Source organism: Rhodococcus sp. NPDC127527 (assembly GCF_042672245.1).
In the GTDB taxonomy this organism is placed as follows: Bacteria; Actinomycetota; Actinomycetes; order Mycobacteriales; family Mycobacteriaceae; genus Rhodococcus_G.
The window spans coordinates 484,869-510,009 of the sequence record NZ_JBHXVP010000001.1 but is presented as its reverse complement, the minus strand read 5'-3'; the positions used below and the strand labels follow the sequence as shown (position 1 = coordinate 510,009).

The 25,141-nt window shown below is 69.3% G+C and carries 25 protein-coding genes, 1 tRNA gene and 1 other RNA gene; 11 read left to right on the top strand and 16 right to left on the bottom strand.

Features of this window, described 5'->3' with window-relative positions; all coding sequences use genetic code 11:
• Positions 1–45: 45 nt before the first annotated feature.
• An RNA gene (ffs, locus tag ACFVH2_RS02385) (signal recognition particle sRNA small type) lies at positions 46–140 on the bottom strand.
• Positions 141–243: 103 nt separating this feature from the next.
• On the opposite strand from ffs, the gene ACFVH2_RS02380 reads away from it, so the two are divergent.
• The 4 genes from ACFVH2_RS02380 to ACFVH2_RS02365 all read left to right on the top strand — a co-directional run bounded on the left by ACFVH2_RS02380 (position 244) and on the right by ACFVH2_RS02365 (position 1,678).
• Positions 244–331 (top strand) — tRNA-Ser (locus tag ACFVH2_RS02380).
• Positions 332–571: 240 nt separating this feature from the next.
• Positions 572–697, top strand: coding sequence for a hypothetical protein (locus tag ACFVH2_RS02375; RefSeq protein ID WP_378421176.1), 126 nt, complete (start codon positions 572–574; stop codon positions 695–697).
• Positions 698–810: 113 nt separating this feature from the next.
• Positions 811–1,368, top strand: coding sequence for a TIGR03086 family metal-binding protein (locus ACFVH2_RS02370; RefSeq protein WP_378421174.1), 558 nt, complete (start codon positions 811–813; stop codon positions 1,366–1,368).
• Positions 1,369–1,555: 187 nt separating this feature from the next.
• A complete protein-coding gene (locus ACFVH2_RS02365) occupies positions 1,556–1,678 on the top strand; it encodes a hypothetical protein (protein ID WP_378421172.1) in 123 nt (40 codons plus the stop codon).
• A 97-nt stretch (positions 1,679–1,775) separates the two neighbouring features.
• Here the strand turns inward: ACFVH2_RS02365 and ACFVH2_RS02360 are convergent, their stop codons facing one another.
• From ACFVH2_RS02360 to ACFVH2_RS02345, 4 genes are read right to left on the bottom strand one after another with little or no spacing between them, the layout of a single operon-like run.
• Positions 1,776–2,213 carry an SRPBCC family protein gene (locus tag ACFVH2_RS02360; RefSeq protein WP_378421170.1) on the bottom strand — a complete coding sequence of 146 codons (438 nt, stop codon included), beginning with the start codon at positions 2,211–2,213 and terminating at the stop codon, positions 1,776–1,778.
• 29 nt (positions 2,214–2,242) lie between these two features.
• Positions 2,243–3,616: a flavin monoamine oxidase family protein gene (locus ACFVH2_RS02355; protein WP_378421168.1), complete on the bottom strand. Its 1,374-nt coding sequence runs from the start codon at positions 3,614–3,616 to the stop codon at positions 2,243–2,245.
• Positions 3,613–4,545: a carbohydrate kinase family protein gene (locus ACFVH2_RS02350; RefSeq protein ID WP_378421166.1), complete on the bottom strand. Its 933-nt coding sequence runs from the start codon at positions 4,543–4,545 to the stop codon at positions 3,613–3,615. Before ACFVH2_RS02350 ends, ACFVH2_RS02355 begins: the two co-directional genes overlap by 4 nt.
• A 28-nt stretch (positions 4,546–4,573) precedes the next feature.
• Complete coding sequence (locus ACFVH2_RS02345; RefSeq protein ID WP_378421164.1) at positions 4,574–5,230, bottom strand: class II aldolase/adducin family protein; 657 nt, start codon at positions 5,228–5,230, stop codon at positions 4,574–4,576.
• A gap of 79 nt (positions 5,231–5,309) precedes the next feature.
• On the opposite strand from ACFVH2_RS02345, the gene gluQRS reads away from it, so the two are divergent.
• The 4 genes from gluQRS (at position 5,310) to ACFVH2_RS02325 (ending at position 8,843) form a co-directional block, all read left to right on the top strand.
• A complete protein-coding gene (gene gluQRS, locus ACFVH2_RS02340) occupies positions 5,310–6,218 on the top strand; it encodes a tRNA glutamyl-Q(34) synthetase GluQRS (protein WP_378421162.1) in 909 nt (302 codons plus the stop codon).
• Between the two features lie 112 nt (positions 6,219–6,330).
• Complete coding sequence (locus ACFVH2_RS02335) at positions 6,331–6,849, top strand: DUF4282 domain-containing protein (protein WP_378421160.1); 519 nt, start codon at positions 6,331–6,333, stop codon at positions 6,847–6,849.
• Between the two features lie 190 nt (positions 6,850–7,039).
• Positions 7,040–8,020 carry a hypothetical protein gene (locus ACFVH2_RS02330; RefSeq protein WP_378421158.1) on the top strand — a complete coding sequence of 327 codons (981 nt, stop codon included), beginning with the start codon at positions 7,040–7,042 and terminating at the stop codon, positions 8,018–8,020.
• Positions 8,021–8,102: 82 nt separating this feature from the next.
• Positions 8,103–8,843 (top strand): queuosine precursor transporter, encoded by a 741-nt coding sequence (locus tag ACFVH2_RS02325; protein WP_378421156.1) that lies wholly within the window; start codon positions 8,103–8,105, stop codon positions 8,841–8,843.
• A gap of 73 nt (positions 8,844–8,916) precedes the next feature.
• On the opposite strand, the gene tgt is transcribed toward ACFVH2_RS02325, so the two are convergent.
• Genes tgt through ACFVH2_RS02305 form a run of 4 tightly spaced genes read right to left on the bottom strand, consistent with a single transcriptional unit; the run spans position 8,917 to position 14,381 of the window.
• Complete coding sequence (gene tgt, locus ACFVH2_RS02320) at positions 8,917–10,188, bottom strand: tRNA guanosine(34) transglycosylase Tgt (protein ID WP_378421154.1); 1,272 nt, start codon at positions 10,186–10,188, stop codon at positions 8,917–8,919.
• Positions 10,189–10,210: 22 nt separating this feature from the next.
• Positions 10,211–12,136, bottom strand: coding sequence for an ABC transporter ATP-binding protein (locus tag ACFVH2_RS02315; protein ID WP_378421152.1), 1,926 nt, complete (start codon positions 12,134–12,136; stop codon positions 10,211–10,213).
• The gene (locus ACFVH2_RS02310; RefSeq protein ID WP_378421150.1) at positions 12,133–13,866 is read right to left on the bottom strand and encodes an ABC transporter ATP-binding protein; all 1,734 of its coding nucleotides are present in this window, start codon (positions 13,864–13,866) and stop codon (positions 12,133–12,135) included. Before ACFVH2_RS02310 ends, ACFVH2_RS02315 begins: the two co-directional genes overlap by 4 nt.
• A 56-nt stretch (positions 13,867–13,922) precedes the next feature.
• Positions 13,923–14,381, bottom strand: coding sequence for an RrF2 family transcriptional regulator (locus ACFVH2_RS02305; protein WP_378421149.1), 459 nt, complete (start codon positions 14,379–14,381; stop codon positions 13,923–13,925).
• 110 nt (positions 14,382–14,491) lie between these two features.
• Between ACFVH2_RS02305 and ACFVH2_RS02300 the strand changes: the two genes are divergently transcribed.
• Positions 14,492–14,566, top strand: a complete 75-nt coding sequence (locus ACFVH2_RS02300) for a putative leader peptide (protein WP_378421397.1) — start codon at positions 14,492–14,494, stop codon at positions 14,564–14,566.
• A 97-nt stretch (positions 14,567–14,663) separates the two neighbouring features.
• Positions 14,664–15,782, top strand: a complete 1,119-nt coding sequence (locus ACFVH2_RS02295) for an LLM class flavin-dependent oxidoreductase (protein WP_378421147.1) — start codon at positions 14,664–14,666, stop codon at positions 15,780–15,782.
• A 33-nt stretch (positions 15,783–15,815) separates the two neighbouring features.
• On the opposite strand, the gene ACFVH2_RS02290 is transcribed toward ACFVH2_RS02295, so the two are convergent.
• Together ACFVH2_RS02290 and ACFVH2_RS02285 are read right to left on the bottom strand one after the other, a co-directional pair.
• On the bottom strand, positions 15,816–16,928 hold the full coding sequence (locus ACFVH2_RS02290; RefSeq protein ID WP_378421145.1) for a CaiB/BaiF CoA transferase family protein: 1,113 nt from the start codon (positions 16,926–16,928) through the stop codon (positions 15,816–15,818).
• The gene (locus ACFVH2_RS02285; RefSeq protein ID WP_378421144.1) at positions 16,925–18,097 is read right to left on the bottom strand and encodes an acyl-CoA dehydrogenase family protein; all 1,173 of its coding nucleotides are present in this window, start codon (positions 18,095–18,097) and stop codon (positions 16,925–16,927) included. The genes ACFVH2_RS02290 and ACFVH2_RS02285 overlap by 4 nt, the downstream gene beginning before the upstream one ends.
• A 168-nt stretch (positions 18,098–18,265) precedes the next feature.
• Here ACFVH2_RS02285 and ACFVH2_RS02280 point away from each other — a divergent pair, with 168 nt between their 5' ends.
• The gene (locus tag ACFVH2_RS02280) at positions 18,266–19,264 is read left to right on the top strand and encodes a LacI family DNA-binding transcriptional regulator (RefSeq protein WP_378421141.1); all 999 of its coding nucleotides are present in this window, start codon (positions 18,266–18,268) and stop codon (positions 19,262–19,264) included.
• 115 nt (positions 19,265–19,379) lie between these two features.
• Here ACFVH2_RS02280 and ACFVH2_RS02275 read toward each other — a convergent pair whose 3' ends face one another.
• The 5 genes from ACFVH2_RS02275 to ACFVH2_RS02255 all read right to left on the bottom strand — a co-directional run bounded on the left by ACFVH2_RS02275 (position 19,380) and on the right by ACFVH2_RS02255 (position 25,120).
• Positions 19,380–20,510, bottom strand: coding sequence for an acyl-CoA dehydrogenase family protein (locus tag ACFVH2_RS02275; RefSeq protein WP_378421139.1), 1,131 nt, complete (start codon positions 20,508–20,510; stop codon positions 19,380–19,382).
• Between the two features lie 26 nt (positions 20,511–20,536).
• A complete protein-coding gene (locus ACFVH2_RS02270; RefSeq protein WP_378421137.1) occupies positions 20,537–21,685 on the bottom strand; it encodes an acyl-CoA dehydrogenase family protein in 1,149 nt (382 codons plus the stop codon).
• Positions 21,686–21,758: 73 nt separating this feature from the next.
• The gene (locus ACFVH2_RS02265; RefSeq protein WP_378421135.1) at positions 21,759–22,946 is read right to left on the bottom strand and encodes a CaiB/BaiF CoA transferase family protein; all 1,188 of its coding nucleotides are present in this window, start codon (positions 22,944–22,946) and stop codon (positions 21,759–21,761) included.
• The gene (locus ACFVH2_RS02260) at positions 22,943–24,271 is read right to left on the bottom strand and encodes an MFS transporter (RefSeq protein WP_378421133.1); all 1,329 of its coding nucleotides are present in this window, start codon (positions 24,269–24,271) and stop codon (positions 22,943–22,945) included. The genes ACFVH2_RS02265 and ACFVH2_RS02260 overlap by 4 nt, the downstream gene beginning before the upstream one ends.
• A gap of 54 nt (positions 24,272–24,325) precedes the next feature.
• A complete protein-coding gene (locus ACFVH2_RS02255) occupies positions 24,326–25,120 on the bottom strand; it encodes an enoyl-CoA hydratase-related protein (RefSeq protein WP_378421131.1) in 795 nt (264 codons plus the stop codon).
• Positions 25,121–25,141 lie beyond the last annotated feature (21 nt).

Here is a 25,141-nt window from a genome sequence, read left to right as displayed (position 1 = left end):
GAAGACCTTTCACACCGTGGCAGCGGGGGTGGAACCGAGAAGAAATTAAGGGGACCCCGCGCACCCGGCAGAGCCCATTGACCCTTGCTGCCTTCCGGCCCTGGGGGAGTTCACAGGATGCGCGCCGCGCGGGATCCACCATGAGTGTAGCGAGCGCCCGCGGCGGGTGAACACCGGGCCGGGTTTCCACGGCCGCGAGGCCCCGTTTTCGTCCTGCGCCGGCGAGCCGGTATGCTCGCCCACGGAGGATTCGCCTAGTGGCCTATGGCGCTCGCCTGGAACGCGGGTTGGGTTAACGCCCTCAGGGGTTCAAATCCCCTATCCTCCGCCACAGACGGCCCCCGAACTTCGAGTTCGGGGGCCGTCGTCGTCTCCGCCGTTCGGTCATACGCGGCTACCGCGGAACCACTCCCGCCGCAACCCGGGTCCCGGCCGTTGGGAGCCGGTTAACCGAACAGAAACCTCTCCTGACCTGCGGCGAAACTCCCCGTGCGCGCGTCACCGACACCGGCTACAGTCCCCGTGCGCCGATCCCCGGCCGCACCACCGTCCGTCTACGTGAGAGGCCACCATGGCAAACCTCGGCTCCAGCAACATCCCCGACACCGTCAACGGCACGACGTCCGGCATCGCCGACATCATCAACGTCACCGCCAAGGCGCTGTCCAGCATCGTGAACAACATCAGCCTCAGCTGAGACCTCGCGCCTGAGCGGCCCCACCCGAACGGTCCGGTCGGGGCCGCTCTCGCATTCGAACGCTCGTGTCGCGAATCTCCAAGACCGCCAGTTCCCCCGCAGCGCACGATGAAGTGATGAACACCACAGAAACCGCCGCGCGCTACCGCCGGCTCGCCGAAACCCTGACTCGGACCGTCGAGGCGGTGCCCGCGGACGGTTGGGAGCGCCCGTCGCCCTGCGAGGGCTGGACCGCGCGCGATGTGCTGCGGCATGTCATCGACACCCAGACCTACCCGCTCGACCCCGTCGGCCTGACCCTTCCTCCGGTGCCCGATGTCGACTCCGACCCCGTCGGCGCCTGGGCGCAGACCCGGGACGCGGTCCTCGACATCCTCGACGATCCCGAGCGCGCCGGACTCGAGTACGACGGCAGCCTCGGTCGCACCTCCGTCGCGGCGACCTTCGGCTCATTCTTCTGTTTCGACCTGGTGGTGCACCGCTGGGACCTTGCCCGCGCCACCGGACTCGACGAGTCCATCCCCACCGAGGACCTCGTCCTGGTGACCGGGTTCGCCGACCGGATGGGTGAGCAGATCCGTACTCCCGGCGTGTGCGGTCCGGCCGTCGAGGTGCCCGCCGAGGCCGATGCGCAGACCCGACTCCTCGGCAGGCTCGGCCGGCGCGCCTGATGGGCCGCGGAAACCGTTGCCGAACAGCAGTTTTCCCGTTCAGCGAGACGCTGTTCACGCGGCGGACGCCGGGCTGTCATCCTCGCCTCCTACGGTTTCGCGCGCGCGGATTTCAACCCGTGCACACGTCGACCCGTTCGGCTACGTTTCCTTTGCACAACGAACCTGACACTTCACGGAGGACCCCATGGCAGACACCACCCCGAAGCCCTTTCCGACGACCGGCAGCACCGGAGCGGATGTCACCGGCACGCTCCTGACGAGCTTCGCCCAGATCTTCGGCAAGCTGGTCGGCGGCTTCAGCAGCTAGTCTGCACTGCTTCCTCCGACGGCCCCCGACCCTGACAGTCGGGGGCCGTTGCCGCGTCCGGCCTCCACTACGCGGATCGCCTCGGGAATCGAGCGCACTAGGAATCGAGCGCGGCATCCTCGGCCTCCAGCGCACGGTCCACGACCGTGCGCACCACCAGCGGCAGTCCCATCGCGATCTTGCGACCGGCGACGAACCCGAACAGGCTCGCGAGCGGCCCGCTGAAACGGACGCCGTGGGTGACCCGGATGCCCTCCGCGAGCTGCTCGATCGCGTGCGGAAACGACAGCGTGGCGCCGGGCAGCCCGATCTCGAAGTTCATCGCCCGCCCGGGCGTCAGCTCCGTGAAGGTGATGCGCTGCGCCGGCCCGCCCGTCTTCACCTTGCCGGTCGCGCCCACCCGCACCGGCCCGTCGACCCGCACCCAGTCGAGGTCGGCGTCGTCCTCGGCCCAGGTGCCGATGTCCGTCCACCGACGATAGACCGACTCCGCCGACGCCGCGGTGACGACGCTGTAGCTGCGGTACCACTCCATACGACTCTCCCTCCCGTGCTGTGACGCCGTCATGCGACCACAGCGCGCAACGCCGCCAGACACTCGTGCGAGGCCCGCTCCCCGGCACGAACAGCGCCGTCCATGTATCCGGCCCATTCCGTCGCGGTCTCGGTGCCTGCCCAGTGGATCGGTCCGACAGGTTCGGCCAGAGTTCGCCCGTAGCGGGTGAGCACTCCCGGCGGCACCACGGCCGTCGGTCCACCGCCGACCCACGGCTCGGCGGCCCAGCGCTGATCCACGAATGCCGTTGCCTGCAGGGCATCGTCGCCGAACATCGACGCGAGCGAGGACAGCGCGCGCAGCCGTCGCTCGTGGTCGGGCAGTCGATCGAACTCGCGCGCGTAGTCGCCGCCGATGAATCCGAGCAGAATGCCCGGACCGTCCGGGGCGGGGCTGGTGTCGAACGTCGCGAAGATCGGACCGGCGTCGGAGAGGATCTGCCCGTTGAGCCCGCGGTCCCGCCAGAACGGGCGCTCGTAGGCGGCGTAGATCTTCGTCAGCACACCCTGCGGCCACCGCTGGCCCAGGCTCCGATGTTCTTCCGGCAATGCCGGTTCGAAGGCGATGGACGCGCGCATCGCGGGCGGCACCGCGACGACCACGGCACGGCAGGTGAGCGATTCGGTGTCGGTGTGCACGACCGCGCCGCCGTCGTGCCACTCGATCCTGCGCACCGGAGAGCCGACCGTGACCCGCTCGCCCAGCTCGGCCGCCATCCGGACGGAGATGGAGTGCGCGCCGCCGGGGAAGTGCTCCTGCTGCGCGCCGCCCTCGGTGTCGAGCATCCGGTCCAGGCCGCCGCAGCCGCGAATGTAGTCCAGCGCGTACAGCATCGAGATCTCGTCCGGCTCGCATCCCCAGGTGGTCTTCGCGACGATCGCGAACAGCGCGTGGGTCGAGGCCAGGGCGCGGCGGGACCGCAGCCAACTGGCCAGGGTGTGCGAATCGAGTTCCGCCGCGTTCTTCGTCTCCCACGGTGCACCGGCCCGCATGCCTGCGACGAGGCGCCCCACGATCAGCTGCAGTCGGCCGATGTCGGCCAGTTCCAGGGCGCCGAGCGCCGGAATGGTGCCGTCGTACCGGCGCATCGTGCCGCGCCACGAGATGGCGCTCTGCCCGCTCGTGTGGGTGCGGTGGTAGTCGCAGCCGGTCTCGTGCGCCAGGGCGATGATGCGGTCCTGGCCGGGCCCGACGAAGGTGCCACCGAGATCGACGTTGACTCCGGCGAGTTGGTGGTTGCGGGTGCGCCCGCCGACCTGCTCGCCCGCCTCGAGCACCCGGACCGCGTGCCCGCGTGCCGTCAGGCTCCGCGCCGCGGCCAGCCCGGACAGCCCGGCGCCGACCACCACGACGTCGACCGCCGGTGCGCTGGACTTCCTCATCGGATCGCCGCGGTGTGGGTGTCGACGAACGCGCGCAGGCTGTCGAGGTCGAAGTCGCCGTGGTCGCTGCCGAGTCCGGTGGCGACCTGTGCCGCTGCGGCGCAACCGAATTCGGCCGCCTGGGCGGCCGTCATGCCGAGCCCGAGGCCGCGCACGAAGCCCGCGGAGAACGCGTCGCCGCACCCGGTCGTGTCGACGACCTCGACGGGATAGGCGGGAACGGCGGTGTGCGAGTGGGCATCCGCCACGACCGCCCCGTCCGCGCCCGCGGTGGCGGCCACGCAGCCGACCCCCCGTTCGAGCAGTGCTCGGCAGCCGTCGAGCAGGGTGTCGGCGCCCGTGAACCCCAGCACCTGCTCGTCGTTGGGCAGCAGGTAGTCCAGATGCGGCAGGGCCGGCGCGATCCACTCGAGCAGTCCGGGGTTGCCCTCGGCCAGGATGTCGGCGGAGGTGGTCACCCCGTTGGCCCTGGCGTGCGCGAGCACCGTCGCCGCGGCCTCGCCGCCGAGGAACTCCGGCGCGCCGAAGTGCAGGTGCGTTGCACCGGCCACGAGGTCCATCGGGACGTCCGCGAGCGTGTACCCCGCGGTGGCGCCGACGACGTGGAACGCCGGACGGTCGCCGTTCGGCCGAATGGGCAGCACCGTCGCGGAGGTCTGCAGGTCGGGCTTGCGCACCAGGTGCTCGCAGGAGATGCCGTGGTCCTCGAGCATCATCGTCAGCATCCGGCCCGCGTTGTCGGCTCCGATCGCGCCGACGGAGTGGACCTCGGCTCCGAGCTTGGCCAGGGTGATCGCGGTTCCGCCCGCGGCGCCGGCGGCAGTGATCTTGATCTGCTCGACGAGCTGAGATCCCTGCCCCTCCGGGATCTCGGCGACGGGCCGGGCCAGGACATCGAGGATGTGCACTCCCAGCGCAACAACTTTCACGATCTTGCTCCAGTGTGGTCGTAGGGTTTCAGGACGGTCGGGTGCTGCCGTACTTCGATTCGACCGCCGCCCGGATCACGGCGGCCTGCGCCTCCTCGTCGAGGGCCCGCACCTCGCCCATGGACCGGGCGCGCCAGTAGACCGTCGCCGCCCACTCGAGCAGGCGCGTCGCGTCCATGGCGGCGGCGAGGTCGGCGCCGTAGGTGACGGTGCCGTGGTTGGCCATCAGCGCCGCGGTCTTCCCCACCAACGCCTCGGCCACGTGGTCGGCCAGTTCCGCACTGCCGAACGGCGCGAACGGCGCGACCTTGACCGCGCCGCCGAAGGTCAGCATCTGGTAGTGCACGCAGGGCAGTTCGTCGGTGACGCAGGTGACCGCGACGCAGGTCGGCGCGTGCGTGTGCACGACCGCGCCCGCTCCGTACCGGCGGTAGATCCCGAGGTGCAGGTCGAGTTCGGAGGTGGGAACGAGATCGCCGTCGACGATCCGCCCGTCGAGGTCGACGAGGGTGACGTGTTCCGGGCCGAGCGCCTCGAATCGCGCCCCCGTCGCGGTGACCGCGATCCCCTCGTCGAGCCGGACACTGATGTTGCCCGCCGAGCCGAGCACCAGACCGTCGTTCGACAGTTGGCGCGCGGCGTCGGCAACGGCCGTCCGCGCCTGCTCGAACGTACAGTTGGACATCCGTCCAAAATAGTGGACGCGGACGCGACCCGTGCATGCTTTCGCGGCCTAATTCCTGAGCCTCGATAGGGTGGGCGCCATGAGTCAGTGGGTGTCGGGTGCCGGACGATTCGCACCCAGCCCGTCCGGCGACCTGCACCTGGGCAACCTGCGCACCGCGCTGCTCGCCTGGCTGTTCGCCCGCTCCACCGACCGCCTCTTCCTGATGCGCGTCGAGGACCTCGACCGCGTCCGGCCCGGCGCCGAGGCGCGGCAACTCGACGACCTGGCCGCCCTCGGGCTCGACTGGGACGGCGAGATCGTCCGCCAGTCCGCGCGACTCCCGCTGTACGCCGCGGCCCTCGACACCCTGACCAACGCGGGCCTGACGTACGAGTGCTTCTGCACGAGAAGGGAAATTCAGCAGGCCGCGACCGCACCGCACGGCCCCGACGGGCACTACCCGGGCACCTGCCGCGACCTCACCGAGGCGCAGCGTCAGGCCAAGCGGGACGCCGGACGACCGCCCGCGATTCGGCTGCGGGCCGCGGCGAGCGAGTTCACCGTCGAGGACGACCTGCACGGCGAGTACACCGGCGCGGTCGACGACGTGGTGCTCCGGCGCGGCGACGGCGTCCCCGCCTACAACCTCGCGGTGGTCGTCGACGACGCCGACCAGGGTGTCGACCAGGTGGTCCGCGGCGACGACCTGCTCAGCTCCGCTCCCCGGCAGGCCTACCTCGCGAGCCTGCTCGGGCTGCCCGTGCCGCGGTACGCGCACGTCCCGCTCGCGCTGAACCACGAGGGCAAGCGACTGGCGAAACGGGACGGCGCAGTCACCCTCGCCGACCAGCACGCGGCCGGTCACGATCCGGACGAGGTGCGGGCCGTGCTCGCCCGTTCGCTCGGAATGGCAGCCGACGGCGAGACCCCGGCGTTGCCGGACCTCCTGTCCCGCTTCGACCCGGCCGAACTTCCCCGCGGCCCCTGGGTCTTTCCCGCCCCGTGACGGGTGTGGGCAACCCGACGTCGAGTTAGCCGCGTGTTGTCTGGCAAACGTCGGCGACCACCCCTAGCCTTCGCGAGGCACTACCGACGTGCGGAGTGAGAAGAGGGGAAACATGACCACCGGGGGACCGACCAACCCACAGGATTCCGAGTACGGCGGGGCACCGACGTACGGCATGGCACCGACGCCGCCCGAGTACACCCAGCCGGCCGCACCGTATCCGGGGCCCGGGTACGGATATCCCGGCCCGCCGAACCAGGCCCCGCCGCATCCCGGCCCGGCCGGGTTCGGGGCATATCCGCCGGCACCGCCCGCCGGTGGCGGTGCCGGACAAATGGGCGCGGGATTCTTTTCCGCGCTGTTCGACTTCAACTTCAACAGCTACGTGACGCCGAAGGTCGTCAAGGTCCTCTACATCCTGATGACGGTGATCGTGGGCCTGTACACGGCGGCTGGTGTGTTCGCCGGCATCGCCGGGCTGGCCAACGGATCCGCGGTGGGACTGCTCGTCCTCGTCGGCGCGCCATTGATCGGCCTGATCGTGCTGGCGTTGATGCGCATCAGCCTCGAGTTCTACGTGGCCGTGATCAAGGTCGCCGAGGACGTCAAGGAGATCAAGTCGCGCGGCTGACCCGATCGCATTTCGCGCCTCGCGCGCCCATTCGCCCACGGGTATTCACGCGAAGTTAATAGTCGTGGCCGAATTGGTACGAATCACCTGTTCGTGAAGGTGTGCAGCGACCCGAACGCACGTAGTGTCGTCGCAGCACTGCCAAAATGGCGACCATTTTCGACCATGACGGAAGTACGAGGGAAACCAAGTGAGTGAGAACCCGCCCCCCGGAGGTTCCGGACCCGGGCAAACCCCGGACCCGAATTACCCGCAGAATCCCCAGCAGCCGCCCCATCCCCCGCAGCCGCCGAATCCGGCGCAGGGATACCCGCCGCCTCCGCCTGCCGGCGGCCAGCCCGGCTATCCCCCGCCGCCGCCCGGCTACGGCCAGCCGCCGCAGCAGGGCGGGTTCCCCAACCAGCCCGCCGGATACCCGCCGCCGCCTGGCTACGGGCAGCCGCAGCCCGGCGGATACCCGCCGCCGCCCCCGCCGCCCGGCGGGTACAACGCGCCGAACTACCCGGGACCCGGCTACGGCGGACCCACCGGCCCGCAGCAGCTGAGCGTCGGGAACGCCATCAGCTACGCGTGGAGCAAGTTCAGCGCCAACGCGGGCGTGTGGGTGGGCATCCTGCTGATCGCGGCGGTCATCGAGGGTGTGGTCAATCTCCTCTTCGGCGGGTTCTCGTCCAGCTCGGACTTCTCGGACCTGTACTCACCGCTCCGGATCATCGGCTCGCTGGTCATCGCCGTGGTCGGATACCTCGTCGGTGCCGCCCTGGTCCGCGGCGCGCTGCACGAGGTGGACGGCAACCGCCCGGGATTCGGCTCGTTCTTCCAGTTCGCGAATGTCGGGGCGATCATCATCGCCAGCCTGATCGTCGGCGTCCTCACCTGGATCGGCTTCCTGCTGCTGTTCGTCCCGGGCCTGATCGTGGCCTTCCTGACCTGGTGGACGATCCAGTTCGTCGTCGACCAGGAACAGGACGCGGTGACCGCGATCAAGTCCAGTTACAAGGCCGTCTCCTCGAACGTCGGCACCCTGGTGCTGCTCGCGCTGGCCCTGTTCGGCCTCAACATCATCGGTTTCGTCCTCTGCCTCGTGGGCCTGCTCGTCACGATCCCGATGTCCGTGATCGCCACCACGTACGCCTACCGGGTCACGATCGGCGGCCGGGTCGCGGCCTGATCGGACAATCCTCGCGAAAGCGTCGGGCGCGCACCCCTCCCACCAGGGTCGGGTTCGCGCCCGACGTCGTGTCGGTGCTTGGATGGCCGACGTGACAGTGTCAGAACCGGTCGAGAAGAATCCCGAGACCACCGTCTTCGCCCACGCGGGACGCGGTTACTACCCGACCTTCGTGGCGCTCTTCACCGCCACGCTGCTGATCTCCAATATCTGCGCCACCAAGGGGGTGGCGTTCTTCGCGGACTCCGACCTCAGCGTCGGCCCGTTCCAGGTCCTGCCGATCATCACCGACGGCGGGTTCTTCCTGTTCCCGCTGGCCTACGTCCTCGGCGACGTGCTCAGCGAGGTGTACGGGTTCAAGTCCACCCGGCGCGCGATCTACCTGGGCTTCGGCGCCATGATCCTGGCGTCGGCCTGCTTCTGGGTGCTCATCGCACTGCCCTCGGCCGACTTCTACGAGCACCAGGACGCGCTGTCCGCGGTGGTCGGGGTGTACCCGCGGCTGCTGCTCGCCGGCCTGGCCGGTTACCTCGTCGGGCAGATGCTGAACTCGCTGGTGATGGTGGCGATCAAGGAGCGCACCAAGGAGAAGCACCTGTGGGCCCGGCTGATCGGGTCCACGATCGTCGGCGAGTTCGCGGACACCCTGATCTTCTGCTCCATCGCGGCGGGCGCCATCGGCATCAGCAGCTGGGACGACTTCGTCAACTACGTGATCGTCGGTTTCGTGTGGAAGACGCTGGTCGAGGTGCTGGTCATGCCGATCACCTACCGCGTCATCGCCTACGTGAAGAAGCGCGAACCGACCTACGTCATCCGTTGAATGGGGGTTCAGTGGCCATCCGCTGCGGAGAACTGACCGCTGAACCCCCGTTCAACGCTTGGGGGGCGGATGGTCAGGCGCGGGCGGTGGCGTAGAACCGGCCGAGGGTCTCCGACTTCAGCTCGTCGAAGTATCCGCCGTCGATGCTGTCCCTGATCCGGTCCACCAGCCGGATGGTGAATCGCTCGTTGTGAATCGTCGCGAGCGTGGACGCGAGCATTTCCTTCGCCTTGAACAGGTGGTGCAGATACGCGCGCGAGTAATTGCGGCAGGTGTAGCAGTCGCAGTTCTCGTCGATCGGGTTGAAATCGCGACGGAAACGCGCGGTATTGACGTTGAACCGCCCGTTCGCGGTGTACATCGCGGCATTTCTCGCCACCCGCGACGGATTGACGCAGTCGAAGGTGTCGGCGCCGTTCTCGATGGCGGTGAACAGGTCGTCCGGTTCACTGATGCCGAGCAGGTGCCGGGGCTTGTGCTCGGGCAACTCCTCGTTGCACCAGCGGACGATGGTGCCGAGGTTCTGCTTCTCCAACGCGCCGCCGATGCCGTACCCGTCGAACCCGCGGCCGGACTCCCCCACGATCGACTCGAGCCCGCGGCAGGCCTGCCGGCGCAGGTCCTCGTACTGCGCGCCCTGCACCACCCCGAACAGTGCCTGGTAGGGCCGGTGCGTCCGCTCGGCGGTGAGCCGCTCGTGCTCCGCGATGCACCGCACCGCCCAGGCCTGGGTGCGCTCGACGGACTCCTCCTGGTAGCCACGGGTGTTGAAGAGGGTGGTCAGCTCGTCGAAGGCGAAGATGATGTCGGCACCGAGCTGGTGCTGGATGCCCATCGAGATCTCCGGTGTGAACCGGTGCCGGGAGCCGTCGCGATGCGACTTGAAGGTCACGCCGTCGTCGTCGACGTGCGCGAGACGTTCCTTGCCCGCGGCGATGACGTCGTCCGACTGCACGCCGACCGAGTTCATCGACAGCACCTTCTTGAAGCCGACGCCCAACGACATCACCTGGAACCCGCCGCTGTCGGTGAAGGTCGGCCCGGGCCAGTTCATGAATCGTCCCAGCCCGCCCGCCTCGTCGACGACATCGGAACCCGGCTGCAGGTACAGGTGGTAGGCGTTCGCCAGAACCGCCTGCGTGCCGAGGTCTTTCATCGTCTCCGGCAGCACCGCCTTGACGGTGGCGTTGGTGCCGACCGCGATGAACGCGGGGGTGGCGATGTCGCCGTGCGGGGTGTGGATGGTGCCGGTGCGCCCCAGCTGACCCGGCAGCCGGGTGCCGACCGTGAAGAACGGGTCGGACGGGGTGGGCACCGGCACTGCGTCGTCGGTCGTTCCTGGCACGTCACTCATCCAATCAGTTCGCTCACGCTGGGGCCGCGACCGGCCCGACGAACTGGCTGTTGTAGAGCTCGAAGTACGCACCGCGGTGCGCGAGGAGCTCGTCGTGGGTGCCCTGCTCGACGATGTGACCGTCCTCCATGACCACGATCAGGTGAGCGTCGCGAATGGTCGAGAGCCGGTGCGCGATCACGAACGCGGTGCGGTCGCTGCGCAGGGCCGCCGTGGCGTGCTGGACCAGCAGTTCGGTGCGGGTGTCGACGGAACTCGTCGCCTCGTCGAGGATCAGGATCGACGGTTGCGACAGGAACGCCCGCGCGATGGTGATCAGCTGCTTCTCGCCCGCACTGACGTTGTTGCCCTCCTCGTCGATGACAGTGTCGTATCCGTCGGGCAGCGAGTGCACGAATCGGTCGACGTAGCTCATCCGGGCCGCGGCGACGATCTGCTCCTCGGTGGCGTCCGCCATCCCGTAGGCGATGTTCTCGCGAATGGTCCCGCCGAACAGCCAGGTGTCCTGCAGCACCATGCCGATCCGGGACCGCAGATCGTCGCGGGTCATCTGCGCGATATCGGTGCCGTCCAACAGGATCCGACCGGAATTGACCTCGTAGAACCGCATGAGCAGGTTCACCAGCGTGGTCTTTCCCGCGCCGGTGGGCCCGACGATCGCAACCACCTGACCGGGGTGCGCGGTCAGCGACAGGTTCTCGATCAGTGGCTGGTCCTCCTTGTACCGGAAGGACACCCGGTCGAAGTCGACGCGGCCGCGCCGGGTCGCGGGCGTCGTCGCCGGCACCCGGTCCGGGCTCTGCTCGTCCTCGTCGAGCAGCTCGAAGACCCGTTCGGCGGACGCGACCCCGGACTGCATGAGGTTCGCCATCGAGCTGACCTGCGTGAGCGGCTGGGTGAACTGGCGCGAGTACTGGATGAACGCCTGCACGTCACCGAGGGACATCGTGCCGGAGGCCACCCGCATGCCGCCCAGCACCGCGATCGCGACGTAGTTCAGGTTGCCGAGGAACATCACCGCCGGCATGACCATCCCGGAGATGAACTGCGCCTTGAACGCCGACTGGTAGAGGTGTTCGTTCTTCTGGTCGAACTCTGCCTCGACCTCACGCTGGCGCCCGAACACCTTGACCAGCTCGTGCCCGGTGAAGGCCTCCTCGATCTGGGCGTTGAGCGCGCCCGTCGTCTGCCACTGCGCGACGAAGTGCTTCTGCGACCGCTTCGCGATGACCGCCGTGACCGCGACGGTCGCGGGCACGGTCAGGATCGCGATCAGCGAGAGCAACGGCGAGATCCAGAACATCATCGCCAGGATGCCGATCACCGTGAGCAGGGAGGTGAGCAGCTGGCTGATGGTCTGCTGCACGGTCTGCGCGACGTTGTCGATGTCGTTGGTGACCCGGCTGAGCAGGTCACCACGCTGGTTGGTGTCGAAGTACTTCAGCGGAAGCCGGTGGATCTTCTCCTCGACGTCGGTGCGCAGTCGCCGGATGGTGCCCTGGACGATGTTGTTGAGCAGGTAGGCCTGCAACCAGCCGAACAGCGACGACAACAGGTAGAGGCCGAGCACCAGGGCCAGGACGCGGGTCATCGCGCCGAAGTCGATGCCGGCGCCGGGCACCACGTCCATCCCGGACACCATGTCGGCGAGCGTGCCCTGGCCCTGTTCGCGCAGCCCGGCGACCGCCTGGTCCTTGGTCAGGCCGGCAGGCAGCTGCTTGCCGACGATGCCGTCGAAGATGATGTTGGTGGCGTGGCCGAGGATCTTCGGGCCCACGACGCTGAGCACCACGGAGACCGTGGCGAGCACGACGACCACCACGAGCTCGATCTTGTGCGGCGCCAGCCTGGCAAGCAGCCGCCTCGCGGACGGCCCGAAGTTGATCGCCTTCTTGGTCGGGCCGGCGGCCTGCGCCATAGGACCTCGCATCGCGCTCATGACGCCTCCTGCGCGGAGAACTGGGAAGCGACGATCTCCATGTAGGTCTCGCAGCGTTCGAGTAGTTCGTCGTGGGTGCCGGCGCCGACGATCCGGCCGTCGTCGAGGACCAGGATCTGGTCTGCGTCGACGATGGTGGAGACGCGTTGCGCGACGATGATGACGCAGGCGTCGCGGGTGACGGGCCGCAGTGCGGCCCGCAGCCGGGCGTCGGTGCCGAGGTCCAGGGCGGAGAAGGAGTCGTCGAACAGGTAGATCTCCGGCTCCCGGACCAGGGCCCGCGCGATCGCCAGTCGCTGCCGCTGGCCACCCGAGACGGTGGTGCCGCCCTGCGCGACCGGGGTGTCGAGGCCCTCGGGCATCGCGCGCACGAAGTCGGCGGCCTGTGCGATCTCGAGACATCGCCACAGTTGCGCGTCGGTGGCGTCGGGTTTGCCGTACCGCAGGTTGCTCGCGATCGTCCCGGAGAAGAGGAACGGCTTCTGCGGGACGAGTCCGATCGACGCGCGCAGGCGGTCGGGGTCGACGGCGCGGACATCCGCCGCGCCGACCCGGACCTGACCGTCCGTGACGTCGATCAGTCGGGGGATCAGGTTCAGCAGGGTCGACTTGCCCGAGCCGGTGCCGCCGATGATCGCGGTCGTCAAACCCGGTTCGGCGAGGAAGCTGACGTCGCGCAGGACGGGCTCGTCGGCGCCGGGAAAGGCGAACGTCGCCCCCCGCATCTCCACGATGCCGCGTTCGCGCCAGCCGGCCAGCAGCCAGGTGGGGGTCTGCACCGTCGGCACGGTGTCGAGGACCTCGGTGATGCGCTCGGCGCAGACCGACGCGCGCGGCAGCAGCACCGTCATGACGGTCACCATCATCACGGACATCAGGATCTGCATGATGTAGGACAGCACCGCGGTGAGGGCGCCGATCTGCATCTGTCCGTTGTCGATCAGGTGCGCGCCGAGCCACAGCACCGAGACGCTGGTGAGGTTCGCGATGAGCATCACCGCGGGGCCCATGAACGCCATCAGCCTGCCGACCCGCAGCGACGTGTTCACCAGCTGGTCGTTGGCGCCGCCGAACCGCTCGGTCTCCGCCCGCTCCTGGACGAACGCGCGCACCACGCGGATACCGGTGATCTGCTCGCGCAGCACCCGGTTGATGGCGTCGATGCGGACCTGCATGGACCGGAACAACGGCACCATCTTCCGGATCACCAGGAACATCGTCAGCGCCAGGACCGGTACCGCGACGGCGAGCACCCAGGCCAGGCCCTGCGACTGCTCGATCGACATGATGATGCCGCCGACACACATGATCGGCGCCGAGACCAGGATCGTGCAGCTGATCACGACGACCATCTGGATCTGCTGGACGTCGTTGGTGTTGCGGGTGATCAGGGACGGCGCACCGAAGAACCCGACCTCGCGGGCCGAGAAGTCACCGACCTTGTGCATCACCGCGGCCCGCAGGTCGCGGCCGAGGCCCATCGCGGCCCTGGCGCCGAAGAAGACGGCCCCGATGCTGCACGCGATTTGCAGAATGGTGACCAGCAGCATGATGCCGCCGGTGGAGAGCACGACGCCGGTGTCGCCCTTCGTGACTCCCTTGTCGATGATCTCCGCATTGAGGCTGGGCAGATAGAGCGAGGCGATCGTGGAGATGAACTGGAGCACGATCACACCTGCCAGATCGGCCCGGTACGGCCGCAGGTATGTGCGCAACAGTGAGTACAACATAGTGACCGAGGCTACCAACCAGGTGATTTACCTGCCGTCGGCGCGCGGCGACTCGATCAGCGGCGACGCCAGGCCTGCGGATCGGCGGTCAGTTCGCCGACGAACTCGGGCAGCTTCCCGGCCGCGATGTCGGCGACCGTGACCGACTCGAGGACGGCCCGCAGATTCACCCGGACCGCGATCCACACGTCCAGCAGGGGCTCGGCCGCCCCGGAGTAACGGACCTCCTCCGGGCGCTGGCCGCGGACCGACGCGAGCGGACCCTCGACGGCGCGGATGACGTCGGCGACCGCGATCTCGGCGGCCGGGCGGGCCAGCCAGTAGCCGCCGTCGGGCCCACGGCGGCTGCGGACCATGCCCGCGCGACGCAGGTCGCCGAGCACGGCCTCGAGGAACTTGTGCGGGATGGTCTGTGTGACGGCGAGGTACTCGGCCTTGACGGGGGCCGCGCCCTCGGCGGCGGCCAACTCGACGAGCGTCCGCACGGCGTAGTCGACCTTCGCGCTGATGTGCACGTCGCGCCCCCTTCGCTGCCGATACCGTCCGGCGCTAATTCCTATCACCAGGGTATGAAATCGACAAGGAATACGTTGACAGGTCTTTCGCTCGCTGCGAACCTGAACTTATGTCCAGCAACGCTGCGCTCACGGTGCGACGCCACGTCGACCTGCTGCGCGTTGCCGCGGCCCTGTGTCGATAGCGGCCCCGCCGCCCCTTCCCCGCCCCACCGCACCGAATTCCTCTCGGCGCGCTGCCAATTGCGGCCATGTCACCGCCCCGACACCTCGGAGACACTCATGAGCGTCGATCTGCACTGGTTCCTGCCCACCGCCGGCGACGGCCGCGGCATCGTGGACAACTCGAACTCCTCCACCGCGGATCCCCGGACCGCGGGCAACCGCGAGCCCACCCTCGAGTACCTGACCCAGGTCGCCCGGGCCGCTGAGCACGCCGGCTTCACCGGCGTACTGACCCCGACCGGCACGCACTGCGAGGACGCCTGGCTCACCACCGCCGCGCTGATCCCCCTGACCGAGCGGCTGAAGTTCCTGGTCGCGTTCCGGCCCGGCGTCATCTCCCCCGTCCTCGCCGCGCAGATGGCCGCGAGCTACCAACGTCTCTCGGGCGGGCGCCTGCTGCTCAACGTGGTGACCGGCGGCGACTCGATCGAACAGCAGAGCTACGGCGACTGGCTGACCAAGGACCAGCGCTACGCCCGCACCGGCGAGTTCCTGCAGGCGCTGCGCGGCACGTGGGGCGAGGCGCCGTTCGACTTCGACGGCGAGCACTACAGACTGCGCGGGGCGACCACCTCCGCACCACCGAACCCGTTGCCGCCCATCTACTTCGGCGGATCCTCCGCGGCGGCACTGCCGGTGGCCGGCGCGCACGCCGACGTGTACCTCACCTGGGGCGAGCCGCCCGCCGCGGTGTCCGCCAAGATCGCCGCAGTCCGTGAGCATGCCGAACGTGCTGGGCGCACAATCCGATTCGGCATCCGACTGCATGTGATCACCCGCGACACGTCCGCCGACGCGTGGGCGGTGACCGAGAGGATGCTCGCCGGCCTGGACCCGGACGCGATCGCCGACGCGGCGGCCCGGTTCGCGAACGCCGAGTCCGAGGGACAGCGCCGGATGACTGCCCTGCACGGCGGCAGCACCGCGAACCTGGAGATCGCTCCGAACCTGTGGGCGGGTGTCGGACTGGTGCGCGGCGGCGCCGGCACCGCGCTGGTCGGCAGCCACACCGAGGTCGCCGACCGGATCGAGGAGTACCACGACCTCGGCATCGACGAGTTCGTCCTGTCCGGGTACCCGCACGTCGAGGAGGCGTACTGGTTCGGCGAGGGCGTGCGCCCGATCCTCGCGCGCCGCGGCCTGCTCAGCGCGGACCGCACTCCGGCGAACCTCTGAGGGCGCCCGGTCAGGTGCGCGCGCTGTCGGCGGTTATCCGTCCTCGCCGAGGCGCGGTGGTGCGGTCCGGTAGGTCGGTGGGGTCCGGTCGAGGCGGATCGGGTTGGCGACCTGCCGAACCGGCGTGTCGCGTCGGGGGTCGTCGATCTGCACCGTCGGGGTGAGGCCGAGTCGGTCGGCGAGCGCGACGGCGTCGGCGAGGTCGTTGAGCGGTCCGCACGGAACCCGCCGCGCGGCAAGTCGTTCGAACCACACGTCCGCGGAGTTCGGGGCGAGGGCGTCGGCGATCGTCGCCACGAGCTCCTCGCGGTGCGCGACCCGGGCGGAGTTCGTGGTGTAGCGGTCGTCGGAGGCGAGTTCCGGAATGCCGAGAACCGTGACGAGAGAGGCGAACTGGCGGTCGTTGCCGACCGCGAGCACGAGTGGTCGGTCGGCGGTGTCGAACACCTCGTAGGGTGCGATGCTCGGGTGGCGATTGCCCATGGCGTGTGGCACGACTCCGGCGGAGACGTAGCCGGCGGACTGGTTCGCCAGCGCGGACAGCAGCGAGGACAGCAGGTTCACCTCGACGCGTTGTCCCTCGCCGGAACGGTCTCGGTGCCGCAGTGCGGCGAGAATGCCGACCGCGGCGTGCAGACCCGTGATCACGTCGACCACCGCGACACCGACCTTCGTCGGGGTCGTCGGGTCGGGCCCGGTGATGCTCATCAGCCCGCCGACCGCCTGGACGAGCAGATCGTAGCCGGGCAGATCGTTGTGCCTGCCGAATCCGGTGACCGAGCAGTACACCAGGCCCGGGTTGAGCTCACGGGCCGCGTCGTAGCCGAGGCCGAGTCGGTCCATGGTGCCGGGCAGGAAGTTCTCGACGACGACGTCGGCTCGTGCGACGACTGCCCGTGCCGTCGCGAGGTCGTCCGGATCCGTCAGGTCGAGCGCGACCGACTTCTTGTTGCGGTTGACGCCGAGGAAGTACGACGACTCGTCGCCGACCCACGGCGGACCCCAGTGCCGGGTGTCGTCGCCGCGGCCGGGGTGTTCGATCTTGACCACCTCGGCACCGAAGTCGGCAAGCAGCATCGTCGCGTACGGCCCCGCGAGTACCCGCCCGAAGTCCGCGATGACGAGGCCGTCCAGCGCGCCCGTCACCGGAACGCGGACTCGCCGGTCAGGGCCTGGCCGATGGTCAGCTGGTGCACCTCGGAGGTGCCCTCGTAGGTGAGGACGGACTCGAGGTTGTTGGCGTGCCGAAAGACGGGGTACTCGAGGGTGATTCCGTTGGCGCCGAGGATCGTTCGGCACTCACGCGCGACCGCAATGGCCTCGCGGACGTTGTTCAACTTGCCGGTGCTGACCTGCTCGGGGGTGATCTCGCCGCGGTCCTTGATGCGGCCGAGGTGGTAGGCGAGCAGGTGTCCCTTCCCGACCTCGAGCGCCATGTCGGCGATCTTCGCCTGGGTGAGCTGGTAGCCGGCGAGGGGCTTGTCGAACACCTCGCGGGACCGGGCGTAGTCGATGGCGGTCTCGAGGCAGTCGCGGGCGGCGCCGATCGCGCCGAACACGATGCCGAAGCGGGCCTCGCCGAGACTGGTGAGCGGTCCGCGCAGGCCCCTCGCCTCCGGCAGCACGGCGGTGGCCGGCAGGCGGACGTCGTCGAGGACCAGCTCGGAGGTGACCGATGCGCGCAGCGACATCTTCGAGTGGATCTCCGGCGCGGAGAACCCGGGGGTGTCGGTGGGGACGACGAACCCGCGGATCCCGCCGTCGGTCTGCGCCCACACCACGGCCACGTCGGCGACCGAACCGTTGGTGATCCACATCTTCGTGCCGTTGAGGACCCAGTCGTCCCCGTCGCGCTTGGCGTTGGTACGCATCCCGGCGGGGTTCGAGCCGAAGTCGGGTTCGGTCAGGCCGAAGCAGCCGATCGCCTGTCCGGCGGCCATCCGCGGCAGCCACTCCTGCTTCTGGTCCTCGCTCCCCCAATGGTGGATCGAGAACATCGCCAGCGACCCCTGGACGGAGACGAGGCTTCGGATGCCGGAGTCGACCGCCTCGAGTTCGAGGCAGGCCAGGCCGTAGGCGGTGGCGCTCATGCCCGCGCAGCCGTAGCCGTCGAGGTGCATGCCGAGAACGCCGAGCGCGCCGAGCTCCTGAGCCAGTTCCCGCACCGGGATACGGGCCTCCTCGAACCACCGGGCCACGTGCGGCCGGATGCGGTCGTTCGCGAACGTCCGGACGGTGTCGCGAATCTCGATCTCCTCCGGCTCGAGCAGGGAGTCCAGGGCGAAGAGCTGGGTCAGGGACTGGGCGTTGGACACGGTTCCTCCGGGTGTGATCGGGCCGGATCGGCGCGATCGAGACAGCGCAATCGTTTGCGAGAACGATTGCGCGAACGTTTGCGTGCGCTACGCTAGGCGCCGACTCGACGTCCGTCAACCGCTGGCGGGAGGGCGAGGTCGGACGCGATAGGAAGGCACGAGCGGCGCATGCATCGACCCCCGACGCTGAAGGAGATCGCAGAGCGGGCCGGTGTCCACGTCTCGACCGCCTCCCGGGTGCTCCGTCAGCCCGAACCCGTCGACGGGTGGTCGGTCTCCGCGCTCCGGGTGCGCGAGGTGGCGGCGGAACTGGGCTACCGACCGAACATGTGGGCGGCCAGCCTGCGGACCCGCAAGACCACCACCGTCGGGGTCGTGATGCCGCGCCTGACCGACGGCGTGGTGGCCACGACCTATCAGGGCATCGAGGAGGCCGCGACCCGCGCCGGGTACTCGGTGCTCCTGTCGAGCCCGCCGGACGACCTCGAGGCGCAGCGTCGGGCGATCGAACTGCTCGTCGGACGCCAGGTCGAGGGCCTGCTGCTCAGCAGCCTCCACATTCCCGGCCGGCCGTTCGTGGAGTCGCTGTCCGTCGGGTCGCTACCGATCCTCACCCTCACCCGTCACGCGGAGGCGGGCCTGCCGTTCGTCGGCGGCGACGACCGGCACGGCGGCTACCTCGCCGCCCGCCACCTGATCGACCGCGGGTACACGGACGCCTCGGTCATCGCCGGACCGGACCACGCGAGCACCGCGCGCGATCGGGTGCTCGGATTCCTCGACGCGTTCGCCGACGCGGCGATACCGGTTCCGCCGGAGCGAATCGTGCCGTCGAGTTTCGAGGTGGCAGGCGGCGTCGAGGCCGGGCGCACCCTGCTCGACCGGTTCGACCGACCGCGAGCGATCTTCGCGGTCAGCGACACCATCGCGATCGGCGTCCTCGGCGTCACCCGCGACCTCGGACTGGCCGTACCGGACGACGTCGCCCTGATCGGCTACAACGACATCCCCGTTGCCGCGCAGTTGCCGGTGGCCCTGACCACGGTGCGCTCGCCTGCCCACGACATCGGCGCGACGGCACTGGCACGCCTGCTCGATCTCGTCGCCGGCCGCGACGTCGAATCGTCCAGGCTCCCCGTCGAACTCGTGGTCCGGTCGACAACCTGAGCCACCGAGCGCACCGGCGAGTTCCGTTCCGAGGCGCTGTGCGGATGCGGCATCGGACGGGAGCGCGAGCTCACGGCTCGCGGTCCCGTCCGATGCCTTCCGCCTGGACTGCGATCTACGGGCCGAGCAGGGCGGGCAGGGCGCGCGCCAGGTTGCGCTCGTGGATCTGCGAGGCGCCCTCGTAGATCCGCAGGGCCCGCACGTCCCGCCACATGCGCGGCACCGGATGGTCGCCGACGATGCCCTCACCACCGAGGATCTGCACGGCCCGGTCCGCCACGACGGAGGCCATCTCGGTGCAGTACAACTTGGCGGCCGAGATCTTCTCCCGCGGTGGCGTGCCGGCGTCGAACTCGCGCGCGCACTGCAGAACCAGCGCCCGGCCGGCCTCGAGCTCGGCGTAGCTCCGCCCGAGCATGGCCTGCACCGCGCCGAATTCCGCCACCGGCTGGCCGAATTGGGTTCGCCGGGTCGCGTGCCGGTTGGCCTCGGTCAGTATCCGGGTGGCCTGGCCCACCGCCGTCGCCGCGACGTGGGTGCGGGCGTGGTTGATGCCGCGCAGTGCGTGCCGCAGCCCCTGCCCCTCGATGCCGCCGAGCAGGGCGTCCGGGCCGACCCGAACGCCGACGAGCTCGATCTCGGCGACCGGGCCCTCGGCGTGGCCGTTCATCCGCTCGGGCAGCGAGACGCTCACGCCCTCGGCGGTGCGGTCGACGAAGAACGCGGACATCGCCGCATCGTCGGGGTCGGTGCGGGCGAAGACCAGGAGCACATCCGCCCACGCACCGTTGGTGATGAACCGCTTGTGCCCGTCGAGGACGTACCCGTCGGCGGTGCGCCGCGCGGTGGTCTGCAGTCCCGAGGCGTCACTGCCCGCCTCCGGCTCGGTCAGCGCGAACGCGGCGACCAGGTCCCCGGCCGCCATCGCGGCCAGGTAGCGCTCACGCTGAGCCGGTGTGCTGTACTCGAACACGGCCTGGGACACCAACCCGATATTGGTGGAGAACCGGGACCGGTACACGGCCGAGGCGCGGGTGAACTCCAATGTCAGTAGCACCTGCTGCTCGACCGACCACCCGAGCCCGCCGTACTCGGCGGGCAGGGTGAGCCCGAACAGCCCGATCTCCGCCATCCGGCGCACGAGATCGTCCGGCACCGCCCCGGCGCGGACCATCTCCGGCTCGCGTGCGATCAGCTCCGACTCCGTGAACTCCCTTACCAGAGAGAGGTATTCGTCGAAGGGCAACGAACGAACGGCAGGCTCGATCACGGTCAGAGACCCAGCGACTTGGAGACCACGCTCTTCATGACCTCGTTGGTGCCGCCGAAGATGCGCGAGACACGGGCATCCGCGTACAGCCGGGTGATCGGGTACTCGCGCATGTAGCCGTAGCCGCCGTGCAGCTGCAGGCACTTGTCGATCACCCGGGACTGCACCTCGGTGCAGAACAGCTTGGTCTTCGCCGCGTCCGCCGGGGTGAGCTTTCCGGCATCGAGTGCGTTGATGGCGCGGTCGACCATGGCCTGTCCGGCCTCGATCTCGGTGGCGCACTCGGCGAGCACGAACTTGGTGTTCTGGAAGTGTGCCACCGGCTGCCCGAACACCTTGCGCTCGCGGACGTAGTCGATCGCCAGGTTCAGCGCGGCCACCGCGGTGGCCACCGCGGTCACCGCGATGGTCAGCCGCTCCTGCGGGAGGTTCGCCCCGAGCATGCCGAAGGCCTTGCCCTCCTCGCCGAGCAGGTTCGCCACCGGGACGCGGACGTCGCTGAACGCCAGCTCCGCGGTGTCCTGCGCCTTGAGGCCGAGCTTGTCGAGATTGCGGCCCCGGGTGAAGCCGGGCATGCCCGCCTCGACCACCAGCAGGGACAGGCCGTCGCGACGGTTCTCGCCTGCCGGGGAGGTGCGGGCGACGACCACGATCAGGTCGGCGTTGATGCCGCCGGTGATGAACGTCTTCGCGCCGTTGAGGACGTAGTGGTCACCGTCCCGGACCGCGGTGGTGGCCATGCCGGCCAGGTCCGATCCGGTGCCAGGCTCGGTCATCGCGATGGAACTGACCAGAGTGCCGTCGGCGAAGCCGGGGAACCAGCGCTCGCGCTGCTCCTCGTTCGCGAGCTCCAGGAAGTACGGGAGCACGGTGCTGATGTGTACCTGCAGGCCGCCGAGAGTGGCCGCGGCGTAGCCGTTCTCCTCGAGGACGATGGCGTTGAACTTGAAGGTGTCCACTCCGCCGCCGCCGTACTGCTCGGGGATCTGCAGGCCGTTGATGCCGATCTCGGCAGCCTTGGTGAAGAGCTCTCGCGGCACGATGCCCGCGTTCTCCCAGTCGTGCACGTTCGGGGAGATCTCCTTGGCGACGAACTGTCGCACGGTCTCCCGGAACGCGTCGTGGTCCTCGTTGAAGATGTCTCTGATCATGGGTTTCTCCTGAAAAGGGTATTCGGAAGTGAAGATTCGGTGCGTGCACCGATCCGGGTCTTGTAAGGACGGACTACTGCTGAAGGTGAATCACCGAGTGCGCGTGGAGATCTGCGATCTCCCGCTCGGTGTAGCCGAGCTCGCCGAGGAGCTCCGTGGTGTGCTGACCGAGTCCCGGCGCACCCCTGCGGCCACCACCGGTCACGCTGGCCAGGCTCCAGGGCGACCCGAGGGTGGTGTGCGAGATCCCGTCGGCACCCTCGACGTCGATGAAGAGCCCGGTCGCCTCCACGTCGGGGTTCTTGCGCACCTCGTCGTAGCTGCTGATCCGACCGGCCACGACGCCGTTCCGGGTCAGCAGTTCCATCGCCTGGTCGGTAGACAGCGGCGCGAAGGCGGCGCGCAGCTCGACCAGCAGCGCCGCGCGGTTGGCGACCCGCGTCGCATTCGACTCGAATCTCGCGTCCTGCAACAGGTCTGGGCGCTCGATCAACGTACACAGCTTCGTGAAATGGGGTACCGAGTAGGCGGAGACGACGATCGCACCGTCTCGCGTCGGCATGATGTCGGCCGCAGGGGCGACCGTCGGCTGACCGTTTCCGCTGCGTACCGGCGGGTTCCCGGTGAGCAGGTACTCGCCCCAGTTGGGCCCCTGCAGATGGACGGCGACCTCCAGCAGCGAGACCTCGACCTCGTCTCCGACGCCGAAACGCAGCCTGCGGACGTAGGCACCGAGGATGGCCTGCGCGAACACGTGCGCCGCGGCCGCGTCAACGACGGGGAACCCGACCCGCTGCGGCTCGCCGTCGGCCTCGCCGGTGACCCACATGATCCCGCTCTCCGCCTGGGCGGCGATGTCGAGCCCGGGCCTGCTCTTGGACGGGCCGTGCAGCCCGAACCCGCTGACCGTCGCGTAGACGACCTCGGGGCGCGCCGCCCGGACCGCTTCGGCTCCGAGTCCGAAGCTCTCCATCACGCCGGGGCGCAGGTTCTGGACGACGATGTCCGCCCCGGCAATCAGCTCGTGTGCGATCTTCTTTCCACGAGGATCCTTCAGATCGACTGCAATGCACCGCTTGTCGCGGTTGTAGGTCCGGAGAATCGCCTCGCCGTACAGGCCGATCACCCGTGCGGCCTCACCGGTCACCGGCTCGACCTTGACGACGTCGGCACCGAGATCGGCCAGGACCTGGGTCGCGGCGGGCGCCGCAATGAACTGTCCGAAGTCGACGACCCGGACTCCCTCCAGCGGTGCACTCACTTCGAAACCTCCACTCGTTCACGGATCTTGGTCAAGTCACGTTCGGGCCGAACCAGGAACAGCGCGAGCGCCCCGCCGATCGTCATCAGGATCCCGGTCATCGCGAAGCCCTGCCCGTACCCGGTCGCCTTGTCGGCGGCGTCGCCCACGAAGTGCCCCAGCAGTAGCGGCGCGATGACGCCGGCCATGCTGTAGAAGGCGACGAGGCAGCCGAGAACGGTGCCCCGCTGCTTCGGATGCACGACGTCACCGACGGCCACGAACGCAACCGCGTAGGCCGCGGAGTTCATCGAGAAGGCGAGCGTCACGAACAGCATCTGCAGCGGCCCCTGGCCGATGGTGGTGAACAGGTACATCGATAGTCCGGCGAGGACGACCAGCCCGCCCGCCAGGTAGCCGCGGGTGATGCGCCGGGACACCCCGCGCGCGGTCAACCGGTTCGAGAGCAGACCCGCGCCGATGGCGGCCACCGCGGCAACCGCGTAGGGAACGGTGATGAGGCGACCGGCGGTGATCGGGTCGTAGCCGAGCCCCTGAGTCAGGTACAGCGGCAACCAGGAGACCTTGAGCGTGGTCGACCAGTAGGCGAAGAAGGTCAGGAAGCCGATTCCGACCACGGTGCCGGTGGTGAGCAGGACCCGCAGCGGCGCCTGGACCGGCGGCACCGTCACCCCGTCCGGGACGCCCACGGTCGGCGACGCCAGCCGCTGTTCGGGCGCGTCCTTGCTCAGGGTCAGCCAGGCCACCAGCCACAACGCGCCGCCGACGACGAGCACCCCGAACGCCGCGTGCCAGGACCAGGTGACGATCACCCAGGTCAGTACCGGCGCCGCGAGCAGCGGGCCGATGGACGCTCCCGCGGTGACGACGCTGCCCGGCAGGCCACGCTTTTCCGGTGGGAACCACGAGTGCACGATGTGGGTGGCCAGCGCGTAGGCGGGACCCTCGGCGAAGCCGAGCACGATCCGGCACGCCAGCAGCACGGTGAAGTTGACCGGGCCGAGCAGCGGGAGCATCGTCAGGACCCAGATCAGCATCAGCGCCGAGACGAGCCATCGCACGTTGATTCGGGAGGACAGGGCCCCGACGACGACCGCGCCCACCGCGAACAGCCAGAAGAAGGCGCTCTGCAGCAGGCCGAACTGCTGGGCCGAGATGCCCAGGTCCGTCATGATCTGGCCGCCGCCGAAGCCGAGAACGGCCTTGTCGGCGAAGTTGAGGAGCATGAAGGCGAGCAGCAGCAACGTGACGATCCAGGCCCGGTGTCGCGCCGCGAACCGGGACGTCGACGCTGCTCGGGAGCGATGTGGTGCTTCGATGGTCATGATGGTCTCCAAAGGGGGCAGCGCGTCATGGCTGCCGCGTGGCGAGTGGAGCGGTCAGCGACCGGCGAACACTGGTTCGCGGCGCTCCAGGAAGGCGGACGCCGCCTCACGCGCGTCCTCGGTGTGGAAGCACCGGACCATGCGGTCGATCTCGACGCCCAGGTAGTCGGCGAGCGGCATGGTCTGCGCACCGAGCAGGTTCTGCTTCATCGCCCTGGCCGCGACCGGTGCGGCGGATGCGAGGCGGGCGGTGACCCGATCGGTGAGCTCGGCGAGGTCGGCGGCGGCGGAAACCTCTGTGACCAAACCGATCTCGGCGGCACGTCGAGCGTCGAACTTCCCCGGCATCAGGAACAGTTCGCGGGCCCGTGCGGAGCCGAGCAGCTGCGTGAGGAACCAGATGCCGCCGAGGTCACCGGAGAGCCCGGCGCCGAGAAAGGCCGTGTTGAACACCGCGGTGTCGGCGGCGACCCGGAGATCGGTCGCCAACGCCAGCGACAACCCCGCCCCGCCGCAGGCCCCGTTGATCGCGGCCACGGTGAGCTGTGGCATCCGGTAGAGGCGCTGCGCCACGTCGGTCGCGGCGCGCAGGCGCGCGGTGTCGCCCTCGACCGAATCGCCTCGCAGCGAGCGATGTTCGGGCGGCGCGGCGAGGTCGGCGCCGACACAGAACGCCGAGCCGGATCCGGTCACCGCGACGACCCGGACGTCGCGGTTCTCCTCGAGCTGCGCGAGGATGCCGTCGAGGTCGCGCAGGAGCTGGACCGAGACGGCGTTGCGGCGTTCGGTGTTGCAGAGGGTCACCGTCGCGACATTGCGGACGATCGAGCATGTGACCTGAGCTGACATCGGGCGCCTCCGGTGGGGTAT

What these genes read in the sequence shown, in the direction of transcription:
- ACFVH2_RS02375 (WP_378421176.1), top strand. Translation starts at nt 572, where the DNA reads ATGGCAAACCTCGGCTCCAGCAACATCCCCGACACCGTCAACGGCACG.
- ACFVH2_RS02365 (WP_378421172.1), top strand. Translation starts at nt 1,556, where the DNA reads ATGGCAGACACCACCCCGAAGCCCTTTCCGACGACCGGCAGCACCGGA.
- ACFVH2_RS02360 (WP_378421170.1), bottom strand. Translation starts at nt 2,213, where the DNA reads ATGGAGTGGTACCGCAGCTACAGCGTCGTCACCGCGGCGTCGGCGGAG.
- ACFVH2_RS02355 (WP_378421168.1), bottom strand. Translation starts at nt 3,616, where the DNA reads ATGAGGAAGTCCAGCGCACCGGCGGTCGACGTCGTGGTGGTCGGCGCC.
- ACFVH2_RS02345 (WP_378421164.1), bottom strand. Translation starts at nt 5,230, where the DNA reads ATGTCCAACTGTACGTTCGAGCAGGCGCGGACGGCCGTTGCCGACGCC.
- gluQRS (WP_378421162.1), top strand. Translation starts at nt 5,310, where the DNA reads ATGAGTCAGTGGGTGTCGGGTGCCGGACGATTCGCACCCAGCCCGTCC.
- ACFVH2_RS02335 (WP_378421160.1), top strand. Translation starts at nt 6,331, where the DNA reads ATGACCACCGGGGGACCGACCAACCCACAGGATTCCGAGTACGGCGGG.
- ACFVH2_RS02325 (WP_378421156.1), top strand. Translation starts at nt 8,103, where the DNA reads ATGGCCGACGTGACAGTGTCAGAACCGGTCGAGAAGAATCCCGAGACC.
- ACFVH2_RS02315 (WP_378421152.1), bottom strand. Translation starts at nt 12,136, where the DNA reads ATGAGCGCGATGCGAGGTCCTATGGCGCAGGCCGCCGGCCCGACCAAG.
- ACFVH2_RS02310 (WP_378421150.1), bottom strand. Translation starts at nt 13,866, where the DNA reads ATGTTGTACTCACTGTTGCGCACATACCTGCGGCCGTACCGGGCCGAT.
- ACFVH2_RS02295 (WP_378421147.1), top strand. Translation starts at nt 14,664, where the DNA reads ATGAGCGTCGATCTGCACTGGTTCCTGCCCACCGCCGGCGACGGCCGC.
- ACFVH2_RS02280 (WP_378421141.1), top strand. Translation starts at nt 18,266, where the DNA reads ATGCATCGACCCCCGACGCTGAAGGAGATCGCAGAGCGGGCCGGTGTC.
- ACFVH2_RS02270 (WP_378421137.1), bottom strand. Translation starts at nt 21,685, where the DNA reads ATGATCAGAGACATCTTCAACGAGGACCACGACGCGTTCCGGGAGACC.
- ACFVH2_RS02260 (WP_378421133.1), bottom strand. Translation starts at nt 24,271, where the DNA reads ATGACCATCGAAGCACCACATCGCTCCCGAGCAGCGTCGACGTCCCGG.
- ACFVH2_RS02255 (WP_378421131.1), bottom strand. Translation starts at nt 25,120, where the DNA reads ATGTCAGCTCAGGTCACATGCTCGATCGTCCGCAATGTCGCGACGGTG.